Below are 17,011 nucleotides of genomic sequence, written 5' to 3' on the forward strand. Positions count from 1 at the left end.
ATACAGTTTATTAAATTGAAGACCTTTTTGCTATGATAAGCATTATGATATCAGGGTTAAAATACCTTTTGGCCCTGACATCATATTATCAGAAGAAAAAGGTCTTTTTTATAGCAATTCAAGAAAAGAGAAAGGGTTTTTACGATTATGAATACAAATGAGATCAGTGGAAAACGTCAGTTGGAATTTCTGGAAGATTTTGACTATATCAGAGAGGCAGGAACTGCAGGAGAAGAAAAAGCAGCAGAAAGGATTCAGAAAACTCTGGACAGTTTTGGCGTGGAGAGTCATCTGGAAGAATTTTCTTTTGATACCTTTCAGATAAAAAAAGCAAAGCTGAAAGTAACAGAGCCATACACAAAAGAATACACAGTAACCGGATATGGAAGATGCGGAAACACAGCAGAGGACGGGCTGGAAGCACCATTTGCGTATGCAGAGAACGGTGATGATATCAGCCTTGCACATGTCAGCGGAAAGATTGTTATGGTAAATGATCCAGTGAGAAAAGATATGTACCGGAAGCTGGTGAAAGCCGGTGCTGTGGGATTCATCAGTATTGCAGGTTCTCCGTTAGATGAAGGCGTGGATCTGGTTCCACGTGCATACGCTCTGCCAAAGAATCTGCCGGGAGAAGAGAAAAAGGCGACAGGAAAAGAGGCTCAGAATTATGATAACAGAATTCCTGGTGTAAGCATTCATTACAAAGATGCCATCGAACTGGTGACGAAAGGTGCATCTCAGGTATGTTTATCTGTAGAGCAGGAGATAGTAACACGTACATCCCGTAATATAGTGGCACGTATCGAGGGGACAGATAAGGCAGAGGAAATCCTGACTCTGACTGCACATTATGATTCTGTTCCGGAGGGACCGGGGGCGTATGATAATATGTCCGGAGCAGCGATCATTATGGAACTGTGCAGATATTTCCATGCACACAGACCACGCAGAACAATGGAATTCATATGGTTTGGCGCAGAAGAGAAAGGTCTTCTGGGAAGTCAGAATTATATCAAAATTCATGAAAATGAACTTTTGGCACATCGTTTTAACATGAATGTAGATCTTGCCGGACAGCTTGTAGGCGGAACTGTAGCAGGGGTCACCGGTGATGCGTCTGTCTGCAGTATACTCACATATATGGCTCATGAAATCGGTATCGGAATGTCAACGAAGAACCAGATATGGGGAAGTGATTCTAATACTTTTGCATGGAAAGGCATTCCTGCCATGACTCTGAACAGGGATGGGTTTGGCATGCATACCCGTCACGACACCATTGCACTGCTGTCAGACTGGTCACTGGAGAGAAGTGCAGTTCTGCTCGGCTATATTGCAGACAGATTGGGAAATATTGAAAGCTTTCCGTTTGAACGGAAAGTGCCGGAGGAATTTATTGCACAGCTTAATGAATATTTTGGGTAATTTACTTTTTATACGCTGTTATCCGGCGGGTTACTGTTCACTGGTAATATCCCGCGAGGTGTTTTTTGTGAGCGAAGGTCACAGAAAACCCGAGACATACTGCGCGAATTTATGCGATTAGCATAAATTCTGTGCATCGCGAAGCGTGTTGCTGAGAACGGAGTGAACAGTAACTCCTGTGGGATTTTGACATATGCATGCCAAAATCCCGCACTTGACAAATCACTGCCAGATTGATACCCTATCACAAGAGCGTTTTTGATGATAAAAAATCAATCTGAATTCTGACAAGCAACAAGAGGAGAGAAACAAATAATGGATATTATTCAGGTAATCACACAGGAATTGAAGGTGGAGAAATGGCAGGTAGAAGCCGCAGTCAAATTAATTGACGAAGGCAACACCATCCCATTCATTTCCCGATACAGAAAAGAAGCAACAGGTTCCCTTAATGATGAGCAGCTTCGTGCACTCTTTGAGAGACTGACGTATCTGAGAAATCTGGAAGATAAGAAGAATCAGGTATTAAAGAGCATCGAAGACCAGGGCAAGTTGACTGAGGAACTGAAGAAACAGATTCTGGATGCCCAGACACTGGTTGTAGTAGAGGACTTATACAGACCATATCGCCCGAAACGCCGTACCCGTGCGACAATTGCCAAAGAGAAAGGGCTGGAACCACTGGCAGATATCATTCTTCTGCAGATGACAGACAAGCCGGTAGAAGAGGAAGCCAAGGCATATGTCTCCGAAGAAAAGGGTGTTAAGAATGTTGCAGAAGCATTGAACGGAGCTAAAGATATTATTGCAGAGCGTATTTCCGATGAAGCGGACTATCGTATCTACATCCGTAACCTGACAACAAAGAACGGAAGTATTTCTTCCACAGCAAAGAATGCGGAAACTCAGTCTGTATATGAGATGTATTATGAATTCGAGGAGCCGGTCAGGAAACTGGCAGGACACCGTATTCTTGCGTTAAACCGTGGTGAGAAAGAGAAATTTATCACTGTTAAAGTAAATGCACCAGAGGAAGACATCCTTCGTTATTTGAATAAGAGAGTGATCAAAAAAGACAACCCGAATACAACTCCGATTCTGAAAGCAGTTGTAGAAGACAGTTACAAACGTCTGATCGGACCGGCTATCGAGCGAGAAATCCGCAGTGACCTTACTGATAAGGCAGAAGACGGCGCGATCCATGTATTCGGCAAGAATCTGGAACAGCTTCTGATGCAGCCTCCAATCGCAGGCAAAGTCGTACTTGGATGGGACCCTGCGTTCCGTACAGGCTGTAAGCTGGCAGTTGTAGATGCAACAGGTAAAGTTCTGGATACAACAGTTGTTTATCCCACGGCTCCGACTACTGAGAAAAAGATTCGTGCTGCCAAGGATACAGTGGAAGGTATGATCGAAAAATACGGTGTATCCCTTATTTCAGTAGGAAACGGTACAGCATGTCGTGAATCCGAGCAGGTGATCGTAGATATGCTCAAAGAAATCCCGGAAAAAAAGGTGCAGTATGTTATCACAAATGAGGCAGGAGCATCTGTGTATTCTGCAAGCAAACTGGCTACAGAGGAATTCCCGAACTTTGATGTAGGACAGAGAAGTGCGGCTTCCATTGCAAGACGTGTACAGGATCCGCTTGCAGAACTGGTTAAGATCGATCCGAAATCTATCGGTGTGGGTCAGTATCAGCATGATATGAACCAGAAGAAACTGGATGAAGCATTAAGCGGCGTTGTAGAAGACAGTGTAAATAAAGTTGGTGTAGATTTAAATACAGCATCTGCATCTCTGCTTGAGTATATTTCCGGTATCAGCAAAGCAATTGCCAAAAATATCGTAGCTTACAGAGAAGAGAACGGTCAGTTCACAGACAGAAAAGAACTTCTCAAAGTAGCGAAATTAGGACCGAAGGCATTTGAACAGTGTGCAGGTTTCATGCGTATTTCAGGTGGAAAGAATCCTCTGGATGCAACAAGTGTACATCCTGAGAGCTATGAAGCAGCATCTGCACTTCTTTCAAAACTTGGATATAAGCCAAATGATGTTGTGGCAGGAAATCTCCTTGGACTTTCCCTGCAGGTAAAAGACTATAAGAAGATGGCAGCAGAACTGGGAATCGGTGAGATCACACTTCGTGATATTGTAAAGGAACTGGAGAAACCGGCAAGAGATCCTCGTGATGACATGCCGAAACCGATCCTTCGTTCAGACGTTCTTGAAATGAAAGATCTGAAAGAAGGAATGGTGCTGAAGGGAACTGTCCGTAATGTTATTGATTTCGGTGCATTTGTAGATATCGGTGTACATCAGGACGGTCTGGTGCACATTTCCGAGATGACAGAGAGATTTATCAAACATCCTCTGGAAGCGGTGAGTGTAGGAGATATCGTAGATGTAAGAGTAATCGGAGTTGATATGAAGAAAAAACGTATCAGCTTATCCATGAAAGGATTAAATAAATAACATCAATAAAACAGGGATTACCACTGCAGACCGGATATCTGCAGGAGTGATCCCTGTTTTTGGGGGTACTGCTGTCTGCAGTAACAGTTATTCTGTTTCCCGGTGTGATGTGAGGTGTTCTTCAAGGCTGCGTGCTGCAATGCTCTGTGGCCTTTTTACATTGCGGATCAGACAGATCTTTCGTTCAGGAAGAGGCTCTTCAATGGGAATCTGGACGATTTTCCCCTGAGCAATATGTTCAGCAGCAAGCTCTTCAGGGAAGAATCCGATTCCCAGGTTGTGCTGCACCATAGGAAAGATCTGGTCAGTAGTTGCCACTTCCATATCAGGTGAGAAGGGAAGGTTATGGCGCATAAAATACTGTGTATATAATTCTCTTGTACTGCTTCCGGGAGCAATCCCGATCAGAGGGATATCCTGCAGATCCTGAAGACAGTGTTTGTTGGAAGCTGTTTCCGCATATTCCTCTCCGCCTATAAGGATCTCGCGGAAAGAATAGAGGGGAATTCTCTGAAGTGGTTTTTTCAGAGCGACAGGTGTGGTAACTACTGCAAAGTCTACCAGACCGTTTTCCAGTGCCTGAACTGCCTGTGGTGTGGAATGATTAGAAATCCTCAGCTTTACATGTGGATAACGGTGATGAAAGATTTCCAGTTCGTTCAGCAGGAATAAACGCAGTGCGATTTCACTGGCGCCAATATTTACAAGTCCGCTTTCCAGGCCTTTATCTTTGAGAAGTTCATTTTCTCCTGATACAAGCTGTTCTATTGCAATTGATACATGTTCAAAAAGTCTTTCTCCTTCAATGGTCAGCTGTACTCCGCGATTGGAACGGATAAAAAGCTTACATCCCAGCTCATTCTCCAGAATATTCATACACCGGGTAATGTTAGGCTGATTGTTTCCCATAACGTCGGCTGCTTTGGAAAAACTCTTATACTGGGCAACATAGTAAAAAATACGATAATAATCAAGAATCATGATACAGTCGGCTCCTTATGCTATATAAAAATAGAATATCTGATATAGAAAAATAACGTTTGTATATCAATGTGTGAATCAGTATAATACGACTGGGTCAAAAAATCAATATAAAAGTCCTGACAATAGGACGGAGACCAAAAGAAAAGGGAGGTTACCGAATATGACAACAGCGAATAAGACAATTAAGATCAATGACGTGGAGGCAGCAAAGAAACTGGTCAGTGCGGCAGTCAGATGTCCATTTGATATTGATATTGTATTTAAAGGAAAAATTTTTATTGATGCCAAATCTATTCTCGGAGTATTAAGTCTTGGCGTGGAAGAACCTCTGGAACTTAAATATGATGGCTATGATGAAGATTTTGAATCAGTGATCGCAGGTCTGGCATGTTAAGATTAAAGAAAGGAATTCACAGGTGCAGATGACATCTACAAATCTTCTATATATTTATGTGATTATCATTAATGTAGTCACATTTTTTATCTATGGCTTGGATAAAAGCAGGGCAAAAGCCGGACAGTGGCGCATACCGGAAGCGCAGCTGATATTTCTGGCAGTGATCGGAGGGTCGGTGGGAGCTCTGACCGGTATGAAGGTATTTCATCATAAAACAAGAAAGCCGAAATTTAAGACAGGAGTTCCGGCGATACTGATTATTCAACTAATTATTTATTTTTTGTTTTCGGGAAATGAGGGGATTATTCTGCGCTTATAGCAATCCTTATAAATAATGCATATTGATTTTAGCTCATCAGAGCGTGAAATCCTGTGTCAGTAAAGCGGATATATTGTCCGCTTTCTTTTTTGCCCGAATAAAATTGATTGTTACAGAGAATGAGGTATGTTATGCTACTCTTATATGAGAATTGCGGGATCTGCAAAGCAGCGGAGTAATTCGTAGATATCAAGTCAGGGGAAAGACATCTTTTAACCCTGATATTATATGAAAAGCTGCCTTTTAAGTGAAAGCAGGGCAGAAAAATAATACATGACAAAATATAAGAGAGCAGGTGAAAAATATTGGAACAGGAAATTCAGGAGGCAAAAAGTTTATATTACAGTTATAAGCAGTATTTTTCAGACTATCTTCCGGCTTTGACGAAACTGGGATTGAAAGTAGTAATGGCATTGCTGGTATTTGTGGGCGGGCGCAAAGTGATCCAGTGGTTTGTTTCTTTCATAAAGAAGTCTATGGAGCGTGCGTCTGTAGACAAAGGTGTGGTCCAGTTTACAGGGTCGCTGTTGAGAATTGTACTTTACATTTTGCTGGTATTTAGCATTGCCACTCATTTTGGTGTAAAGGAATCCTCTATTGCAGCACTGCTTGGTACTGCCGGTGTAACGGTAGGTCTTGCATTGCAGGGCGGCCTTGCAAATATCGCAGGCGGGATCATGCTTCTGATCTTCAAACCATTTCAGGTGGGGGATTATATCATTATCGCACAGCAGAATGGGTGCGAAGGAACTGTATACAAAATAGAAATCTGTTATACAACTCTGATTTCCATAGATAACAAACACATTGTAATCCCAAATGGAACGCTGTCCGGCAGCATTATTACAAATGTAACTGCCAGAGATCTTCGTAAGCTGGAGATCAAAGTAGGAATTTCTTATGATTCAGACATTAAGAAAGCAAAAGCAATCCTGGAAGAAATCCTTCATAATGATGAAGATACGAAAGACGACCAGGGAATGGTGGTGTTTGTAGATGAGCTTGGAGAGAGCGCAGTGGTCATGGGCCTGCGTGTGTGGGTGGCTACGGAGAAATACTGGCCTGCCAGGTGGCGGCTTAATGAACTGATCAAAGAAGCGTTTGATGCAAACGGAATTGAAATCCCGTACAATCAGCTGCAGGTTCATGTGAAGAAACAGATATGATAACAACATAAGTCCTCTGAACCAACTATAAGTTTTAGAGGACTTATTGTTTGTACAGATTATAGCCAAATAATACCAAACAAGAATAAATAATCTTTAATTCATAGTGATTTATACCAATTTCATTGTCGAATATTGGTATAATACCACCAAAATAATATAAAATACGATAAAATAATTGACAATGCGACAACAGATTGCTATACTGGAGTCAAGTTAAACAACAAAGTGTTTTTATGAAGATGCAAAGGCGCATGTAAGTAAATGGATTGCTGCACGATTTTTATACATTGCAAAGACGCAAAAATATAAAAACACTTTTTTTGTACCCAAAATTAACTTCGTGATTGTAACTAAGTAACAATGTACAAAAAGAAAAGGAGAGAAAACTATGAAAATGTACAAAAAAGTTATGGCAGCAGCTCTTGCAGGAGTAATGACAGTTTCCATGTCTGCTACAGCATTTGCAGCAGATGATGACGGCTATATTCTCAAAGCCACAAATGAAGATTCCAAATCATCCGACAATGATCTGGTGATCGCAATCGAAGGAAGCGTAAGCTCCATGGACCCGGCAAACATTCCGGATACAAACGCAATCTCTGCTACACGTGGTGTATACGAGACACTGGTTTCTTTTGATGAGAACCAGGAATTAACAGGCAAACTTGCTGAATCATGGGAAGTTTCCGATGACTCTCTTACTTATACTTTCAAACTTCGTCAGGGCGTTAAATTCCAGGACGGAACAGACTTCAATGCAGCAGCAGTTAAAGCAAACTACGATCGTGTAGTTAACAAAGACAACAACCTTCGTCAGAGAAGAACATTTATCGTAACTAACGAAGACGGATCTGAAACACCTCGTGTAGACAGCATTGAAACACCGGATGATTACACACTGGTTATCAAACTGACACAGGCATGGGCACCATTTATCAACCGTCTGACACAGTTCTGTATCATCAGCCCTGCAGCTCTTGAAGAGTATGGCAATGATATCATGAACCATCCATGCGGAACCGGCCCATATGTATGTACAGAATGGGAAGAGGGAGACCACACAAGCTTTAAGCGCAATGATGATTATTGGGGAGACAAACCGGGCGTTGACACTGTAACAATCAAAGAGGTTCCGGAAGCAGGTGCACGTACAGCTATGCTTCAGACAGGTGAAGCAGACTTCATCTATCCTACACCATCTGACCAGATCGAAGCAATCAAAGGAACAGACGATGTAAATATCCTTACAACAGACTCCAATATCATGAGATATGTAACTCTGAACATGGATCTGGAACAGCTTTCTGATGTAAAAGTACGTCAGGCTATGAACTATGCAATCGACAAAGATGCATACATCCAGTTAATGTATTCCGGATACGGAAAACCAGCTACATCTGTAGTTCCATCTATCATCGGCGGATATGAAGAGCAGGAAGCTTACACATATGATGTAGACAAAGCAAAAGAACTTATGAAAGAAGCCGGATACGAAGACGGATTCAAACTTACTCTGTGGGGCGATAACACAACACAGGAAATCAAAGGTATGACATTTATTTCCCAGCAGCTTGCTCAGATCGGTATCGAAGTTGACGTTCAGCCAATGGAGCCTGCAACTGTAAGTGACAAGATTTATGTTGACAAAGAAGATGCTGAGATCAATATGTGGTATGTAAACTGGTCTGCATCTGACTTCACAATGGATGGTTCTTTACGTTCCCTGCTTTACAGCACAATGTGCCCTCCTACAAGTGCAAACACAGCATATTTCAACGATGCTGATTTTGATAAAGATATGGATGAAGGTCTTGCAACAGCTAACGAAGAAGAACAGGCTAAATACTATAGCGATGCTCAGAAGATCGCATGGGAAGCATGCCCGTGGTTATTCCTTGGCAATGACCAGATCATCTATTCTACAAAATCTTATCTGTCTGGCGTATATGTATCTCCGGACGGAGCATTTAACTTCGCAAATGCAACTTTAGCACAGTAAGTAATTTGTTTGAGAACAGGCTGCGAAGAACATAAATCTGGCTGCCTGATCTGAAATTGCAGCAATTCCATAAAAATACTGCCGATACAGCAGTGTGAATACAGGACAAGGATGTTCAAACCGGAGAACTGCCATAAGATTCACTATGGCAGTTCTCCGACTATAAAGCATCAAATATACACAACAGGTAAGAAAATGATAAGGAGGAAAAATATGGGACGTTATTTAGGTAAACGTTTGATAAGCACGATCCCGCTGCTTCTGGTTATCTCATTCGTAGTATTTATGTTTATCCATATGATTCCCGGTGATCCGGCAAGACTGGTAGCCGGTCAGGATGCAACAAAGGAAGATGTGGCAGTTGTACGTGAACAGCTGGGACTGGATGAGCCACTACTTGTACAGTATGGCAAATATATGAAAGGTCTTTTTACAGGAGATCTGGGAAGCTCTATCAAAAACGGTAAAACCGTAGTAGAGACAATCGCACCAAGACTGAAACCAACTATCATGCTGACATTCTCATCCATGATATGGGCTGCGATCATCGGTATTGCAATCGGTATCATCGCTGCCGTATTTCATGGCAGAATTCTTGATTATGTAGGTATGATCATAGCAATCGCAGGTATATCTGTTCCAAGTTTCTGGTTAGGTCTGGAATTAATCCAGCTTTTCTCAGTAAGCCTGGGATGGCTTCCAACCAGTGGACTGGAAACATGGAAGAGCTATATTCTTCCATCACTTACAATGGGAGCAGGAATCATGGCCGTACTTGCCAGATTTTCCAGATCTTCCATGCTTGAGACCATGCGTGAGGACTATGTGCGTACCGCACGCGCCAAAGGTCTTTCTGAATCACTGGTTGTTATGCGCCATGCATTTAAGAACTCTCTGATCGAGATCGTAACAGTAGCCGGACTTCAGATCGGTGGTCTTCTTTCCGGATCTGTTATGGCAGAGACAGTATTCTCCATTCCCGGACTTGGACGTCTTCTGGTAGACTCCATCCAGATGAGAGATTACAAAGTTGTTCAGGCATTACTGCTGTTCTTTGCTACAGAATATATCCTGATCAACCTGATCGTAGATGTTCTTTATGGCGTGATTAACCCAAGAGTACGTTATGAGTAGAGGAGGAGAGAAGATGGCAGATAAGAACACAACATCAAATATTAACCTTGCTGCTGCCGAAGAACTCCCTAAGGCACAGAGCAAGTTCAAAGAATTTGTCAAGAAATTCATGAAGAGAAAAACAGCAGTGATTTCTCTGGCATTTATAGTTTTTATTATCTTAATGGCAATCATCGGACCGTATGTAGTTCCGTATGATCCGCAGGCACCGGATTACACAGCTATGATGCAGGGGCCAAGCGTAGCCCATATCTGGGGAACCAATGAATACGGACAGGATGTTTTCTCCCGTCTGATGGTTGGTACCAGACTTTCTCTTACATGCGCGCTGACAGCGACGATCATCGGTACGGCTATCGGTGTTGTTCTCGGACTGATCGCAGGTTTCTACGGCGGAATTATCGATTCCCTGATTATGAGATGCTGTGACGTACTTTTCGCTTTTCCTGATATCCTGCTGGCTATCGCAGTCGTTGCCATCATCGGACAGGGTATGGTAAACGTTATGATCGCAGTTGCGGTATTTACAGTGCCGTCCTTCGCACGAATCATACGAAGCGCGACGATTTCCGTAAAGCAGGCTCCTTATGTAGAGGTTGCCCGTTCCCTGGGATGTTCAAACACAAGAATCCTGTTTGTACATATTTTCCCTGGTACGATCCAGTCTATGATCGTTAACTTTACCATGCGTGTAGGTACTGCGATCCTTGCTGCATCATCCTTAAGCTTCCTGGGATTCGGTGCAAACGTTACAGAGCCTGACTGGGGTTCCATGCTTTCCACAGGACGTAACTATCTGAATACAGCTCCTCATATGGTACTGTTCCCTGGTATTCTGATCTTCCTTACAGTTCTGGCATTCAACCTGCTGGGCGACGGTCTCAGAGATACCCTGGATCCAAAGATGAACTAGGAGGAAGAAACCATGGCAGAAAAATTATTAGAAGTAAAGAACCTCCGTACGGAGTTTAAAAGAGATAAAACATGGGTGACAGCAGTTAATAATGTAAGCTTCTCCATTCAGCCGGGTGAGATTCTTGGTCTGGTAGGAGAGTCCGGATGCGGTAAATCCGTAACTTCCCTCTCCATTATGAAACTTCTGGCACGCAACAGTAAGATTTCCAACGGTGAGATCCTGCTTAATGGCAAGGATCTTCTCAAAGAAGATAAAAAAGGCATGAGAAAGATCAGAGGACGTGAAGTTGCCATGATCTTCCAGGAGCCGATGAACTCTCTGAACCCATGTATGAGAATTGAGAAACAGCTGACAGAAGCAATCCTGCTCCATAACAATTTCTCAAAAGAAGAAGCGCATAACAGAGCATTCGAAGTACTGAAATCAGTAGGTATCCCTGAACCGGATATGACATTAAAGAGTTATCCGCACCAGCTTTCAGGAGGTATGTGTCAGCGTGTTATGATCGCTATGGCAATGTCCTGTGAGCCGGAGCTTCTCATCGCAGATGAGCCGACTACAGCCCTTGACGTTACCATTCAGGCACAGATCCTGGAGCTGATGGAGGACATCAGGGCAAAGAAGAATACAGGCATTCTGATGATTACACATGACCTTGGTGTTGTTGCTGAAATGTGTTCCAGAGTTGTTGTTATGTATGCCGGCCGAATCGTAGAAGAAGCACCTGTGCAGGAACTTTTTGCAGATCCGAAACATCCATATACACAGGGTCTGATCGGTTCTGTACCGAAACTTGGAAGTGGTGTGGAATCTCTTCCGTCCATTCCGGGAAGCGTACCGGATCTGTCCGTAATGCCGAAAGGATGTAAGTTTGCACCGAGATGTAAATATGCAATGGATATCTGTCATCAACAGGAACCGGAGCTTGCAGATATCAACGAAGCAGGTACCAGAAAATGCAGATGCCATCTGCTCAACAAAACCGGAAAGGAGGCGTAACCTGTGAGCGAGCCGTTATTATCAGTAAAGAATATGAAGAAAACATTCCAGGCAAACGGAGGAATGTTCAGCAAGAAGAAATTTGTTCATGCGGTAAATGACGTATCTTTTGATATTTATCCAGGCGAGACTTTTTCGCTGGTAGGTGAGTCCGGATGCGGGAAATCTACGACAGGTAAACTGATCGATCATCTGATCACACCGGATTCCGGTGAGATCTGGTTTGAAGGAAAAGAAATCTCCAGACTTTCCGAGAAAGAAATGCGTCCGCTGCGTTCTGATATTCAGATGGTTTTCCAGGATCCGTACGGTTCCTTGAATCCGAGAATGAAAGTTCAGGATCTCATCGGTGAGCCACTTCTGATCCACACAAACATGAGTGCAGGAGAGCGTCTTAAGAAAGTACATGAACTTCTCGGCACTGTAGGATTAAGCCCGTCTCATGGAGAGCGTTATCCACATGAATTCTCCGGTGGTCAGCGCCAGCGTATCGGAATTGCCAGAGCACTGACAGTGCAGCCAAAGCTGATCATTGCAGATGAACCGGTATCTGCCCTTGATGTTTCTATCCAGGCGCAGGTATTAAATCTTCTGCAGCAGTTACAGAAAGACTTTAATCTTACCTATCTGTTCATTTCCCATGACCTGAGTGTCGTTGAGATGATTTCAGACAGGATCGGTGTTATGTATCTGGGTACGATCGTAGAGACAGCTCCGAAGAAAGAACTGTATGCAAACCCGAGACATCCATATACAAGAGCACTTCTTTCCGCAGTTCCGATCCCGGATCCGGAAGTGAAGAAAGAGCGTATTACCTTAAAAGGTGATCTTCCAAGTCCGAGTAATCCGCCAAGTGGATGCCTGTTCCATACACGCTGCCCACATTGTACAGAAAAATGTAAGACACAGGTGCCGACACCTGTTGAAATTGCACCGGGTCATATTGTAAAATGTCATTATCCAAAACTTACAGAATAGGAATTCCAAAATAACAATATTACACCTGAAGATGAACAGTGAAGAAAACAGGCTTCACTGAAAGATACAAGTTATCATGAATGGATGAGGAAAGAGGGGGCTATGTTTACTGAGGAAAGACAAAGCGCAATAGAGAAATGCCTTCGTGAAAACGGAAAAGTCAAGGTTAAGGAATTAAGTGAGATGTTTCAGGTCACAGAAGACTGTATCCGAAAAGATCTTAAGATTCTTGAAAACGCCGGTAAGTTAAAGAGAACCTACGGCGGCGCAATCCTTTCACAGGATTATCCGCTGAAAAGAAACGTAGTAGACAGACGCCAGTTTAACCTTGACAAAAAGAGAACAATTGCAGCCAAAGCATTTAAACTGATCAAGAATAATGAGACGATTTTCCTTGATATTTCTACCACAAATATCGAGCTGGCAAAGCTTCTTGCCACGTCAAATATGCGTGTGGTAGTGGTGAGCAATATGATAGATATCCTGCAGATCCTTGCCACAAATCCGTCCATTACTGCAATCGGTACAGGGGGAACAATGTATCAGACAGTAAACGGATTTATGGGAGCTGCAACGATAGAAGTGATCAAACAATATAGCTTTGACCGTGCATTTATAGGAAGCTGCGGTGTGGATATGACTGATTGTGCAATTACTACATTGGGGGTAGAGGACGGATTGACAAAGAAAGCAGCCGTGCACAGCAGCAGACATAAATATGTTGTTATGGAAAGGGATAAATTCTATTTCAATGATTCCTATAAATATGCATACTTCGATGATATCAGCGGAATTGTTACGGATGAATTTCCAGATGATACGATCGTGAGTACACTGGAGAGAGCAGGGGTGAAATTGTTCTGATGCAGGTAAGTCTTCGGGGGACTTATCTGATCTGGGTAAATCAGTCAGCAGAAAGGATGATCTGTCTGGCTTAAATGAAAAAAGATGGAGGCAAGTACGTGAAAGAATATATTTTGGAAGCCTGTGTAGATTCTGTAGAATCTGCTATGGCAGCGGTTGAGGGAGGCGCAGACAGGCTGGAACTCTGCGGTAACCTGATCATCGGCGGAACCACTCCGGGACCGTGGCTTTTTGATGAGATAAGAAAGCGTTCGGATATCAGGATTCATGCTCTGATCCGTCCGCGTTTTGGAGATTTCTGCTATACAGATGCAGAATTTTCCATGATAAAGCATGCAGTGGAAGATTTTAGGAAAATGGGTGCCGAAGGTGTTGTATTTGGGGTGCTGAAACCGGATGGCACATTAAACATGGAACAGATGAAAGAGCTGATGGAGGCGGCAGGGGATATGTCGGTAACCCTTCACAGAGCTTTTGATGTATGTGTGGATCCAATAGAAACAATGGAAAAGGCAATCTCACTGGGAATCAATACGATCCTTACTTCAGGACAACGCAATGTATGTCTGCAGGGGGCAGATCTGCTGAAGGAACTGGTAGAGAAGAGTCAGGGACGTATCACGATCCAGGCAGGAAGCGGCGTGGGAGCAGAAGTGATCCGCCAGCTTTATCCGCTTACAGGAGTCAGGGCTTATCATATGACCGGAAAGAGAGTCATTGACAGTGAGATGCAGTTTCGCAAGGATGGAGTCAATATGGGACTTCCGATGCTGAGCGAATATGAGATATGGCGTACGGATGTAAATAATATCCGTGCCGCAAAGAAAGTTCTGGAGGAATTATAATGGCAGAACCAAGGGTTTTTTTAAAAGAGAACAGGGGCCGAATTGAAGAGAACTACCTGGAGCAGGCAAAGAACCTGCCCCGGGTTTTTGCGCCTGTAGACGAGAAATTACAGAAATGTACAGAGGAAGTGGCACTTGCATGTAAATATTTATATGCGTTTATGCCGTACAGTGATATTGGCAATTATCCATTTGAAGTATTTCTGGACTATGCAGAGAATGGTGTAAAGCTCTGGAAAGAGAATCCACAGGTTGCAGATCTTCCGGAAGAAATTTTTCTGAATTATGTGCTGTTTCACAGAGTAAATGAGGAAGAAATCGCACAGTGCAGAACTTACTTCCGCACAGAGATCGGAAGCAGAATACAGGGAATGAACTTCAGAGAAGCAGCGCTGGAAGTGAATTACTGGTGTGCCGAAGAAGCTACTTATCATTGTACAGATGACCGTACTTTATCTGCGATTTCTGTATACCGCAGAGGAAATGGCAGATGTGGTGAAGAGTCTGTGTTCACGGTAAATGCACTGCGAAGCGTAGGTGTACCTGCCCGTCAGGTATATGCACCGAAGTGGTCTCACTGCGATGACAATCACGCCTGGGTAGAAATCTGGTGTGATGGCAAATGGTACTTCCTGGGAGCCTGTGAGCCCGAAGAAATCCTGAATAAAGGATGGTTTACAAACGCTTCTTCCAGAGCAATGATGATCCATTCACGTGTGTTTGATACCAAGATCCCGGAAGGCGAGGTGATCGGCACAGATGGTATGGTGACCATGCTGAATGAATTGAAGAGGTATGCAGTAACCAAAGAAATTACAGTAACAGTAAAGGATACGCAGGGGTTACCCGCAGAGGGAGCTGAGGTTTCCTTTGAGGTACTGAACTATTCAGAGTATGCACCGATCGCAGAGAAGAAAACAGACAGTAAAGGAACTGCCAGACTGACAACAGGACTTGGAAGTCTGCATATTTCCGCAAGAATGTGTTCTGACGGCGAGTGGTTCTATGCAGAAACAGTTATGAACACTGAGAAAGAAGATAACTGTGAACTTTGTCTGGTACCGCAGGATAAAAGAAATGACGGCGAATCAGAAAAATGGACAGCAGCAGATATATTTGCTCCTCATGATGCACCTGTAAACACAGACATGCCGACTCCGGAACAGAAGGCGAAGGGAAATAAGCGTCTGGTAGCAGCCAATGTACACAGAGAGCAGAAAGTAAGAAACTGGTCAAATCCGGAATGTGAACGTTTCCTGGAAAAAAAGGTAAACAGGATAGAAGAAGCCATTGCTGCCTCATACAGAGAAGATCTCCTGAGGGTTCTCACAGAGAAAGACAGAACTGACTGTATCAGTGACGTTCTGGAGGAACACCTGGAGCTGGCAATCCCATATCATGGTATGATGAAAAAGGATACCTTTGTATCTTATGTGTTAAATCCAAGAGTAGATGATGAAGTTCTTCAGAAATACAGAAGAGAGATTAAGAAGCATTTTTCCAGAGCTGAGAAACAGGAGCTGAGAGATGATCCTTCCAGAATCTGGAATCTGATCGAGAAGGCAATTGTTTCCAGACCGGAGAAAGAGCGCTCCAGTGTGATCACAACACCGGCAGGATGCATAAGGACCTGTACAGGAAGCTTCCTGTCAAAGAAAATCCTGTTTGTTGCAATAGCGAGAACCCTTGGAGTAGCGGCAAGACTGAATCCACATGATCGTTCTATGGAATATATGGAAAACGGAAGATTCGTTCCTGTGCTTGCAAGAACAGAGAAGAACTGTACTCTGATCCTGAAAGCAGGAGAGACTGTACAGTGGAAATATTTCCAGAACTGGAGTATTGCAAAACTGGAGAATGGAAGATATACATCACTGAAACTGGGAGCAGAGAATTTCGAAGATCAGATCCTGAATCTGCCGTTGGAATCCGGAAACTACAGGATCCTTACTTCAAACAGACTCCCAAATGGAAATATGTTTGCAAATGAATATCATTTTGAAATTCAGCCCGGAGAGACAAAGGAGATTGAACTGGTACTCAGGGAAGCAGACCTGGAGGATATGCTGGAGAATATTTCCATGCCGGAATTCATGCTGAAAACTGAGGATGGTACAGAGGTGAAAGCATCTGACCTTACAGCAGACGGGAAACGTATCCTGATGTTTCTGGAAGAAGAAAAAGAGCCTACTGAGCATATCTTAAATGAAATGATGGAGCAGGAAGAGGCTTTCGCAGGATATGCAGAGCAGATTATTTTTGTAGTGAGAAGTAAAGAAGCACTGGAGACACCGACACTGTCCAAAGCACTTGCAAAGTTAAAAAATATTCAGATTTATTATGATGATTTCTCAGAGATTATCAATACTCTGGGAAGGCGTATGTACGTAGATCCGGACAAACTTCCGCTGATTATTGTGACGAATGGAACCCTGAATGGGATTTATGCGACCAGCGGTTACAATGTAGGAACCGGGGATATGCTGCTTAGATTAATGTAAATA

The 17,011-nt window shown here is 43.2% G+C and carries 14 protein-coding genes; 13 read left to right on the forward strand and 1 reads right to left on the reverse strand.

Annotated features, from left to right (window positions below):
* Positions 1 to 147: 147 nt before the first annotated feature.
* Together G4417_RS00500 and G4417_RS00505 are read left to right on the forward strand one after the other, a co-directional pair.
* Entirely contained in the window at positions 148 to 1,428 is a 1,281-nt protein-coding gene (locus tag G4417_RS00500) for a M28 family metallopeptidase (protein WP_173682256.1), read from the forward strand.
* A 315-nt stretch (positions 1,429 to 1,743) separates the two neighbouring features.
* Positions 1,744 to 3,903 (forward strand): Tex family protein, encoded by a 2,160-nt coding sequence (locus tag G4417_RS00505; protein WP_118566664.1) that lies wholly within the window; start codon positions 1,744 to 1,746, stop codon positions 3,901 to 3,903.
* 87 nt (positions 3,904 to 3,990) lie between these two features.
* On the opposite strand, the gene G4417_RS00510 is transcribed toward G4417_RS00505, so the two are convergent.
* The gene (locus G4417_RS00510; protein WP_173682257.1) at positions 3,991 to 4,884 is read right to left on the reverse strand and encodes a LysR family transcriptional regulator; all 894 of its coding nucleotides are present in this window, start codon (positions 4,882 to 4,884) and stop codon (positions 3,991 to 3,993) included.
* Positions 4,885 to 5,047: 163 nt separating this feature from the next.
* On the opposite strand from G4417_RS00510, the gene G4417_RS00515 reads away from it, so the two are divergent.
* From G4417_RS00515 to G4417_RS00565, 11 genes are all read left to right on the forward strand, one after another.
* Entirely contained in the window at positions 5,048 to 5,281 is a 234-nt protein-coding gene (locus G4417_RS00515) for an HPr family phosphocarrier protein (RefSeq protein WP_025578847.1), read from the forward strand.
* 28 nt (positions 5,282 to 5,309) lie between these two features.
* Positions 5,310 to 5,603: a DUF1294 domain-containing protein gene (locus tag G4417_RS00520; RefSeq protein ID WP_173682258.1), complete on the forward strand. Its 294-nt coding sequence runs from the start codon at positions 5,310 to 5,312 to the stop codon at positions 5,601 to 5,603.
* A 305-nt stretch (positions 5,604 to 5,908) separates the two neighbouring features.
* Complete coding sequence (locus tag G4417_RS00525; protein WP_118574488.1) at positions 5,909 to 6,769, forward strand: mechanosensitive ion channel family protein; 861 nt, start codon at positions 5,909 to 5,911, stop codon at positions 6,767 to 6,769.
* A 391-nt stretch (positions 6,770 to 7,160) separates the two neighbouring features.
* Positions 7,161 to 8,771, forward strand: a complete 1,611-nt coding sequence (locus G4417_RS00530) for a glutathione ABC transporter substrate-binding protein (RefSeq protein ID WP_020993649.1) — start codon at positions 7,161 to 7,163, stop codon at positions 8,769 to 8,771.
* Positions 8,772 to 8,984: 213 nt separating this feature from the next.
* Positions 8,985 to 9,905, forward strand: a complete 921-nt coding sequence (locus G4417_RS00535; RefSeq protein WP_055060088.1) for an ABC transporter permease — start codon at positions 8,985 to 8,987, stop codon at positions 9,903 to 9,905.
* Between the two features lie 13 nt (positions 9,906 to 9,918).
* The gene (locus G4417_RS00540) at positions 9,919 to 10,818 is read left to right on the forward strand and encodes an ABC transporter permease (protein WP_173682259.1); all 900 of its coding nucleotides are present in this window, start codon (positions 9,919 to 9,921) and stop codon (positions 10,816 to 10,818) included.
* A 12-nt stretch (positions 10,819 to 10,830) separates the two neighbouring features.
* Complete coding sequence (locus tag G4417_RS00545; protein ID WP_022380021.1) at positions 10,831 to 11,820, forward strand: ABC transporter ATP-binding protein; 990 nt, start codon at positions 10,831 to 10,833, stop codon at positions 11,818 to 11,820.
* A 3-nt stretch (positions 11,821 to 11,823) separates the two neighbouring features.
* A complete protein-coding gene (locus tag G4417_RS00550) occupies positions 11,824 to 12,798 on the forward strand; it encodes an ABC transporter ATP-binding protein (RefSeq protein ID WP_081018937.1) in 975 nt (324 codons plus the stop codon).
* A 102-nt stretch (positions 12,799 to 12,900) separates the two neighbouring features.
* On the forward strand, positions 12,901 to 13,662 hold the full coding sequence (locus tag G4417_RS00555; RefSeq protein WP_173682260.1) for a DeoR/GlpR family DNA-binding transcription regulator: 762 nt from the start codon (positions 12,901 to 12,903) through the stop codon (positions 13,660 to 13,662).
* A gap of 98 nt (positions 13,663 to 13,760) precedes the next feature.
* Positions 13,761 to 14,507 (forward strand): copper homeostasis protein CutC, encoded by a 747-nt coding sequence (locus G4417_RS00560; RefSeq protein ID WP_173682261.1) that lies wholly within the window; start codon positions 13,761 to 13,763, stop codon positions 14,505 to 14,507.
* Complete coding sequence (locus G4417_RS00565; protein WP_173682262.1) at positions 14,507 to 17,008, forward strand: transglutaminase domain-containing protein; 2,502 nt, start codon at positions 14,507 to 14,509, stop codon at positions 17,006 to 17,008. Before G4417_RS00560 ends, G4417_RS00565 begins: the two co-directional genes overlap by 1 nt.
* Positions 17,009 to 17,011: the final 3 nt, after the last annotated feature.

The organism is Blautia wexlerae, from assembly GCF_013300825.1.
Taxonomy (GTDB): Bacteria; Bacillota; Clostridia; order Lachnospirales; family Lachnospiraceae; genus Blautia_A; species Blautia_A wexlerae_B.